At 33.3% G+C, this 8,135-nt stretch carries 6 protein-coding genes; all 6 read left to right on the forward strand.

Going from position 1 to position 8,135, the window contains the following annotated elements:
• The first annotated feature begins 14 nt into the window (after positions 1–14).
• The 6 genes from OF897_RS18160 to OF897_RS18185 all read left to right on the forward strand — a co-directional run bounded on the left by OF897_RS18160 (position 15) and on the right by OF897_RS18185 (position 7,841).
• Complete coding sequence (locus OF897_RS18160; RefSeq protein WP_267267089.1) at positions 15–2,360, forward strand: phosphocholine-specific phospholipase C; 2,346 nt, start codon at positions 15–17, stop codon at positions 2,358–2,360.
• A 225-nt stretch (positions 2,361–2,585) separates the two neighbouring features.
• Positions 2,586–3,155, forward strand: a complete 570-nt coding sequence (locus tag OF897_RS18165) for a hypothetical protein (RefSeq protein ID WP_267267090.1) — start codon at positions 2,586–2,588, stop codon at positions 3,153–3,155.
• A gap of 101 nt (positions 3,156–3,256) precedes the next feature.
• On the forward strand, positions 3,257–4,057 hold the full coding sequence (locus OF897_RS18170; RefSeq protein ID WP_267267091.1) for a WxL protein host-binding domain-containing protein: 801 nt from the start codon (positions 3,257–3,259) through the stop codon (positions 4,055–4,057).
• Complete coding sequence (locus OF897_RS18175; RefSeq protein ID WP_267267092.1) at positions 4,050–6,776, forward strand: COG1470 family protein; 2,727 nt, start codon at positions 4,050–4,052, stop codon at positions 6,774–6,776. The genes OF897_RS18170 and OF897_RS18175 overlap by 8 nt, the downstream gene beginning before the upstream one ends.
• Positions 6,773–7,306, forward strand: a complete 534-nt coding sequence (locus tag OF897_RS18180) for a hypothetical protein (RefSeq protein WP_267267093.1) — start codon at positions 6,773–6,775, stop codon at positions 7,304–7,306. Before OF897_RS18175 ends, OF897_RS18180 begins: the two co-directional genes overlap by 4 nt.
• A 67-nt stretch (positions 7,307–7,373) precedes the next feature.
• Positions 7,374–7,841 (forward strand): hypothetical protein, encoded by a 468-nt coding sequence (locus tag OF897_RS18185; protein WP_267267094.1) that lies wholly within the window; start codon positions 7,374–7,376, stop codon positions 7,839–7,841.
• The last annotated feature ends 294 nt before the right edge of the window (positions 7,842–8,135 follow it).

Consider the following 8,135-nt stretch of genomic DNA (forward strand, 5'->3'; position numbering starts at 1 on the left):
GACTACTTTTCAAGATGAACAGAAGAGAATTTTTAGAAAAATCGGGCATTTTAATGGCAGGTTTGGGAACATCAAGTATGCTGCATCCCGCTATTTTAAAAGCTTTAACGATTGAAGCAAAAGCTGGATCTACATTTTATGATGCAGAACACGTTGTGATATTAATGCAGGAAAACAGATCTTTCGACCATGCTTTCGGAGCCTTGAAAGGAGTTCGCGGATTTTTAGATCAGACTGCTTTTATAAAAGAAGATGGTCAATCGGTATTTTTTCAGAAAAATAATGAAGGAAAATATGCAGCTCCGGGAAGATTAGATTTAAAAAACACAAAATCTACCTGGATGAGTTCGCTTCCTCATTCCTGGTCGGACCAGCAACATGCTCTGAACGGAATGAAGTATGATAAATGGCTTCAGGCAAAAGCTTCCGGAAATAAAGATTACAAAGAAATGCCTTTGACTTTAGGGTATTATAACCGTGAAGATTTACCTTTTTATTATCAGTTAGCAGATTCATTTACAATTTTTGACCAATATTTTTGTTCGTCTTTAACGGGAACTACACCAAACCGATTATTTCTTTGGTCAGGAACAATTCGTGAGCAACAAAACGGAAAAGTAAAAGCCAATGTTTTTAATGACAACATTGATTACGATAAAAACCGACAGGCAAGATGGAAAAGTTTTCCTGAAATTTTAGAAGAACAAAATGTTTCATGGCGAATTTATCAGAACGAAATTAGTCTTCCAAAAGGAATGCCCGGTGAAGAAGAATCGTGGTTGAGTAATTTCACCGATAATCCGATTGAATGGTTTTCAAATTTTAATGTGAAATTCTCGAAAGGTTATCACAAAAATATCCTGAATCTGATTGCTTATTTAAAATCTGAAATTGAAAAGAGTCCGAAACAGAAAGAACGTTTTGAAAATTTAATTAAAGAACTGGAGGAAGATTTAATTAAATATCATCCCAATAATTTTGCAAAGCTTTCTCAAAAAGAAAAAAATCTTCATGAAAAAGCCTTCACCATCAATTCTGACGATCCCGATTATTGGAATTTAGAAGTAGGAACCGACGAAAACGGAGAAAGATTAGTCGTTCCGAAAGGAGATGTTTTGCATCAATTCAGAAAAGATGTCAAAGAAAAAAAGCTACCTCTGGTTTCGTGGCTGGTTGCGCCTGAAAGATTTTCCGATCATCCTAGTTCGCCTTGGTATGGAGCGTGGTATATTTCTGAGGTTTTAAATATTTTAACTAAAGATCCTGAAACGTGGAAGAAAACAATTTTCATTATTAATTATGATGAAAATGATGGCTATTTCGATCACGTTATTCCTTTTGCACCACCTGTAAATCCGAATCAACCAGTTGATATGAACGGAAAAGAAGGAACGGAATATGTGAACAAAAACCAGGAATATATGTCGACTCATGATCTTCGTGAGAACGAAAGAATTGAAGGAACAGTCGGTTTAGGATTTCGTGTTCCGATGATTATTGCTTCGCCTTGGACGAAAGGTGGCTTTGTAAATTCTCAGGTTTCGGATCATACTTCGGTATTACAATTTTTAGAAAAATTCATACAGAAAAAATATAACAAAGATGTAACTGTCGAAAACATCAGCGATTGGCGAAGAGCAATTTGCGGTGATTTGACGTCTGCTTTCAACACATCGGAGAGCAAAATTCCAAAAATGAATTATTTGGATCAAAAAGATTACGCAAAGACCATTAATTCAGCAAAAAACAAACCTACACCCAATCTCAAATGGTATTCTGAAAAAAATCTCAACAACACATTACTTGAAATTCAGGAAAGAGGCATGAAACCATCAAACCCATTACCGTACGACTATAACGTCAACTTTGAAAATGATGAGATTACGATGACTAATCTCAGAGACACTGCGGTTCCGTTGATAATTTATGATAAAAATAAATTTAATACGCCCGATTATTATTTCTCTTACGCACTTTATTCAAACGAAAAATTATCTCATCAGGTAGCTTCTGCAAATTACAACTATGAGATTATTGGACCGAATGGATTTGTGCGGAAATTTAAAGGAAATAAAAAACCAGATATTGAGATAACGTTATTTAATAATGTTTCTAAAAATGAGGTCGAATTAAAAATTAACCGTTTAGGCAAAGAAAATCTTACCGTAAGTCTAGAAAATCTTTATGAAAGAAAAAAGAGAGAAATTGCGTTGGATTCCTCTGAAGAAAAAATAATTTTCAATCTCGACAAAACAAAAGGTTGGTATGATATTAAAATAAAAAATGATAACAACAGTTGGCATTTTGCCGGAAGAATAGAATCCGGAAAACCTACAGTAACCGATCCGCATTGGTCTTAATCTAGAATAAAATATAAAAAAATCTTACATAAATTTCTATGTAAGATTTTTTTTGATATTGATTTTAGTCATAAAATTCACACACTCGTTTTTAATACCTATGCAAAATATTATTTTAAAACATAATAATATATTGTAAATGAATAACTAACAATAAAATTTATCGCTAATTATTTCCTATCTATTTGAATTTTTATTAACTTCACAAAACCAAATTTCAACACTATGAGAAAAACAACATTTAGTTTAGCTATGTCTTTAGCAGCGCTTGCTTTCTCAGCAAATCTAAACGCTCAAGACACAAACACCGACAATCACACTATTTCGATTACCGTACCCGAAGTTGCACTAGTGGATATAGAACCTGCAGCAAACAAAAACATTACTCTAGGATTTACAGCTCCAACTGAAGCAGGACTTCCTGTAACTCCAACCGGAACCGACAACACATTATGGCTGAATTATTCATCCATTAAATCTGTTGCTGATGCTACTCGTACTGTTTCGGTACAATTGGATGCCTTGATTCCAGGAATTGACATCAATGTAACTGCAGCTGGTGCAACGGGAGCAGGTGGAGGAACTTTGGGAAATCCTGCAGCTCAATTAACTTTGAGTGCCGCAGATCAAACGATTATCTCAGGAATCGGAAGTGCTTATACAGGAGATGGTGCAAACAATGGTCATAATTTGACTTATTCATTGGCTGCTGTTGGTGGAATTGCGAGCTATGCAGATCTTGAAGCGACTACCACTGCCGTTGCAACGGTAACGTACACAATTTCGGATAACTAAAATCTGACAGAAATTTAACTTTTAATCAAGGAGAAATTTTCAATAAAGTTTCTCCCTGGTTTTCTATGGTCTTTATTTTAAACCTAAAACTTACATCAAAAATGATAAGGCGTACTCTCTTTCTCATTACTCTCTTATTCTCAGTTTGCTTTTTGCAGGCAAATATTGTTATTCTAAACGGTCTTTCACACAATCATAAGGTTGAAAACGGACAAGTTTATAACGGAAAAATTTCAATTGAAAATATAGGTAATCAGCCTCAAAGCGTAAAACTCTTTTTACAGGATTTCACCTATCAATCTGATGGATCTATTCATTACACCGCACCGAATACGAACATAAAAACCAATACAAACTGGATTAAACTCAACACCAATCTTATCAGTTTAAAAGCTAAAGAAAAAACAGAGATATTGTACGAGATTACTGTTCCGAAGCAAATTACAGATTCTGGAAGTTATTGGAGTGTTGTGATTGTAGAACCTGTAGAAAATATCAAACCCAGCAATGAAAAACAAGGAATTAATATCACTTCAGTTGTTCGATATGCCATTCAGATAATTACCGATATAGATTCTGAAAAAGCAAAACCAGATTTGAAATTTGAAGGTGTAAAAATAGAAAAAGAAGAAGGAAGGCAAATATTAAAAATTGCTATTGCCAACAAAGGAAATTTATACTGCAAACCTACTGCAACAATAGAAATCTACAACAAAAAGAGCGGAGAAAAGCTTGGAACATTTTCAAGTCTTGCAATGGGATTGTTGCCCCAAACCTCAAAATCATTTCATGTTGATATCAGCAAAATGCCGCCAAATAAGTACAATGCTGTACTTATTGCAACTGATGAAGATGAAAATGCTTTTGCACTCAATGTGGAACTAGAAGTAAAGAATGACTAAAAAATGGATAATATATTTTATTCTACTCTTCCCTGTACACACTTTTTCTCAGAAAAAAGATAGTTTACAACCGGGAACATCTACTTCTATTTCTTTTATTGTAGAAAACAAAACTTCTGATACTAAAATCTATAACTTGAAAGTTGAAACATCGAATCCTCAAATTAATCCTATTTTAAAAAACGGAGAAATAACAATTTTGCCCAATGAAAGCAAAGCTTATATTGTTCCTTTAAAAATAGCAACCGAAACTCCTCAAGGAAAATACTCTGTGATTTTATTTGGAACTGAAAAATCTACAAATGAAAAATTTAAACAAACTTTAGATTTTTATGTTCTCGGAAGCCGAAAATTGTCTTTAACAGCTTTAGAATTTCCTGAATTTGTAAAAGCCGGAGAAAAAATTGTTTCTACTTTTCTTTTAAAAAATAATGGAAATATTGCTGAAGACTTTGTTTTAGAAAGTAAAAACGCCGTTGTAAATGAAGGAGCATCTTTAATTTTAGCTCCCGGAGAAGGAAAAATAGTTACCATTACCAAAACTACCCAATCAGATTTAGGAAAAAACGAATATCAAAATTTAAATCTAACTGTTTATTCTAAAGACAGACCTGAAGAAAATCAAACGGCATATTCAAATGTGAAAATTATTTCAGTAAAACCTATTGAAGATGATATTTTCCACAGATTTCCGGTTTCTGCGTCAGTTTCTTTTATAGGAATGAAAAACAGAGGGAAATATGATGACGGTTTTCAGGGTGAAATCTATGGAAAAGGAAGTTTAGATCAGGAAAATAAAAATCTTTTAGAATTCCGAGCATTATCTAAAAACCCTGTAGAATTTAATTCTTTCACACAGTATGAAGAATATTTTGTGAATTACAAACGTGAAAATTTATTTATTCATCTCGGTGACAAAAATTATTCGTCTTCGTTTCTTACAGAATATGCAAGATACGGTCGTGGCGCAGAAATTCGTTTCGATTTGAAAAGAATAAGCTTTGGTGGATTTTACAATCATCCGAGGTTCTTCAGAGATATTAAAGAGGCATTTAATTTATATTCTAAACTTAAAATTGCCAAAGAATCAGAAATTACAGCAGGTTATTTATATAAAATTCCTAGAACTGAAGATGCAAATTTCAGTTTTATCAATCTTCAGCTAGACTCAGATGCACACTTGCCATATCTTGCAGGAAAATTTAAGCTTAATAAAAATCTTGAAGTTGCAGGAGAAACATCTTACAGTAAAACTGAGAAAACAAATGGAACTGCGTTTATGCTTCAAACAATTGCAAACTATGAGAAGCTGAAAGGAAATGCGATGTACATGAGAGCTAGTCCGGAATATGCAGGATATTTTAACAATACAAGCACGTTTAACGGTAATCTTCAATATCAATTATCGAAACGGATTTATCTAACCGCTAATTATGTACAGGATGCAAAAAATTTCCAGCGAGACACTTTATTTTTAGCTGCGCCTTACCGAAAATTTCTGCAATATGGAATTCAATATAAATATTCCAAAAACGGAAATTTGATGCTGTACAATGGTTCACAACGATATGAAGACCGGCTGATGCCAAGAGAATTTGATTATAGAGAACGATTTTACAAGTTGTCAGTCGATCAGCAAATCGGAATTTTTCAATTAAATTTAGAAGGACAATTAGGGAAAACAGACAATTATTTAACCGGATTTTCAGGAAATTCGAGTTTTTATACTGCAAATATTAGTTTCGAAAAATTTAAAACTTCGTTTAATTTATATGGAAGTTATGCGGTCACTTCTCGATATCAATTACAAAACCAAAAGCAATTTTATTACGGAGCCAGGGTTTTAAGCAGGTTTTCAGATAAAACTTATTTCAGCCTTTTTTATCAGAATAATTATATGCCCGAAGATTATTATACAGATAGAAATCTTTTTGAATTGCTTTTTCATCAACAAGCTTTTCGCAATCACGAATTTGATATTTCTGCGAGATACAATTTACAGCGCGGAGAATTGGGAAATAAAGACTTTATTTTTTCGCTTCGTTATACTTTTAAAATGAATGTTCCAACTCAAAAGATTGCAGAATACACAACTTTATCAGGAAATGTTAAAAATTTAGGAGTAAAAAAGGTAAGTGGAATTCGATTGACTTTAGGCAATCATCTTTCGATAACCGACAAAAACGGAAATTTTGTATTTAAAAATGTAAATCCCGGAGATTATGTTTTAGAAATTGACCGCTCTACAACAGACATTAATGATATTGCGGATCGAAATGTTCCAGCTTCTTTGCTATTAACCAATCAAGAAAATATATTCAACTTCGGATTAACAAGTGCGGCAAATATTCAGGGAAAAATTGATTATTCAGAACAGGAAAATAAAATAAGTCTCATACAACTTCCTCTTAAAACATCAAAAAAGAAAAAAGAAGATCTGATTATTGAGACTACAAATGGGGATCAAACTTTTAGAAAAATGGTTGTAATTGGGAAGTCTTTTGACTTTACATATCTGCGTCCAGGAGATTGGAAAGTTAAAATTTACAGAAACGGCTTAGATAAAAGATATAAAATCCCAATTGATCAGTTTGAATTTAATTTAAAATCTGCAGAAACAAAAAATATAACCATCAACGTTATTAAACAATCCTCTGAAATAAAATATCAACAGGAAAGCATCAAAGTAAGTTACAACGAAAGTAAAAAGCAAAAATGAGTTATTTTAAAGTATCATTCTTTATCGGTTTAATTATTTCTTGTCAGCTATTTTCACAAACAACTGGAAATCGAACTGTGGGAATAACGTTACCTGTAGTGGCTTTGATGGATATTGAAACACCAGCAACAATTACTTTGAATTTTACTGCACCTACTGAAGCAGGAAAGCCTGTTGTCGCACCAAGTTCCAATACAACAAAATGGATTAATTATACTTCGGCAATTGCACAAGGTGGATTAACAAGAAGAATCACAGCGTCAGTAAACCAAGTTCTTCCAGGAATTACCATAAGAATACAAGCTGCTGCTGCTTCAGGAAGTGGAGGAGGAAGTTTGGGAATTCCTTCTGCCCAAATAACTTTAAGTACAACGTCTCAAACTATAATCAGTGGAATTGGCGGAGCTTTTACAGGAAACGGAGCAAATAACGGACACAGATTAACTATAAGTTTATTAGCAAATACTTACGGGAATTTATCGGCAAGAACCAATACTCCGGTTGTCATTACCTACACAATTACGGAATAAAATATCAAAAATGAGAATCTCATCTACTTTTTTTAATCGAGTAATATTTTTCAAGTCAATATTTTTATTGTCTATAATATCATTTCATAATTTAAGCGCACAAAGAACTTTAACGGTAGGAGGAAATAATTGGACGGTTACAGTTCCTTCAATCACAGAGGCAGGAACAAATTATACAGGAACTTATGAAAGTGCAACCAATCAAATATTATTGGCAGCAAGTGTTCCCCTATTATTGAGTAGTGGAAAGGTTTCAGTTCACTACGAACCCAATCCAACGTGGAATTCTAATATAATATTACATACAAGAAGAACGGGTGACGGAACAACACTTTGTGTTTTATGCTCGATCACAGGTGGAACAGCATATCAAATAGTAACAACGGTTGATATAGAGTTATTCAGAATTGTGGCAGTATTAGCGTTGGCATCATATTCAAATATCCCAATTCAATTACAACTTACAGGAGTTTCGGTAACAATTCCAGCTGCAACTTATAACAGTAGAATGGTGTTTACGATAAGTGCTTTATAGGAGTTAAAATTTAAAGAACGAGCATTAAAATTTTCCAGGAGCTTCATCCTGCTCTCCGCTATTACTCCGCTAAAGCCCAGCCTTTCGACCGCCTTCTGGGGGTAACCGCTTCTTATCCTAAATCCATCAACTAACTTAAGCTTTTACGCAGTATCAATTATTATTTAGATAGAAGTTTGGAGTATGCTTATTGTTTCTTTCAAAGATATTGTTGTGAGATAAAATTTAGATTTGATTTATTTGCCTATCAATTAGGATTTCTAAATCCATCTTTTTAGAATTCAATATTTACCA

The organism is Chryseobacterium formosum (assembly GCF_026460885.1).
Taxonomy (GTDB): domain Bacteria; phylum Bacteroidota; class Bacteroidia; order Flavobacteriales; family Weeksellaceae; genus Chryseobacterium; species Chryseobacterium formosus.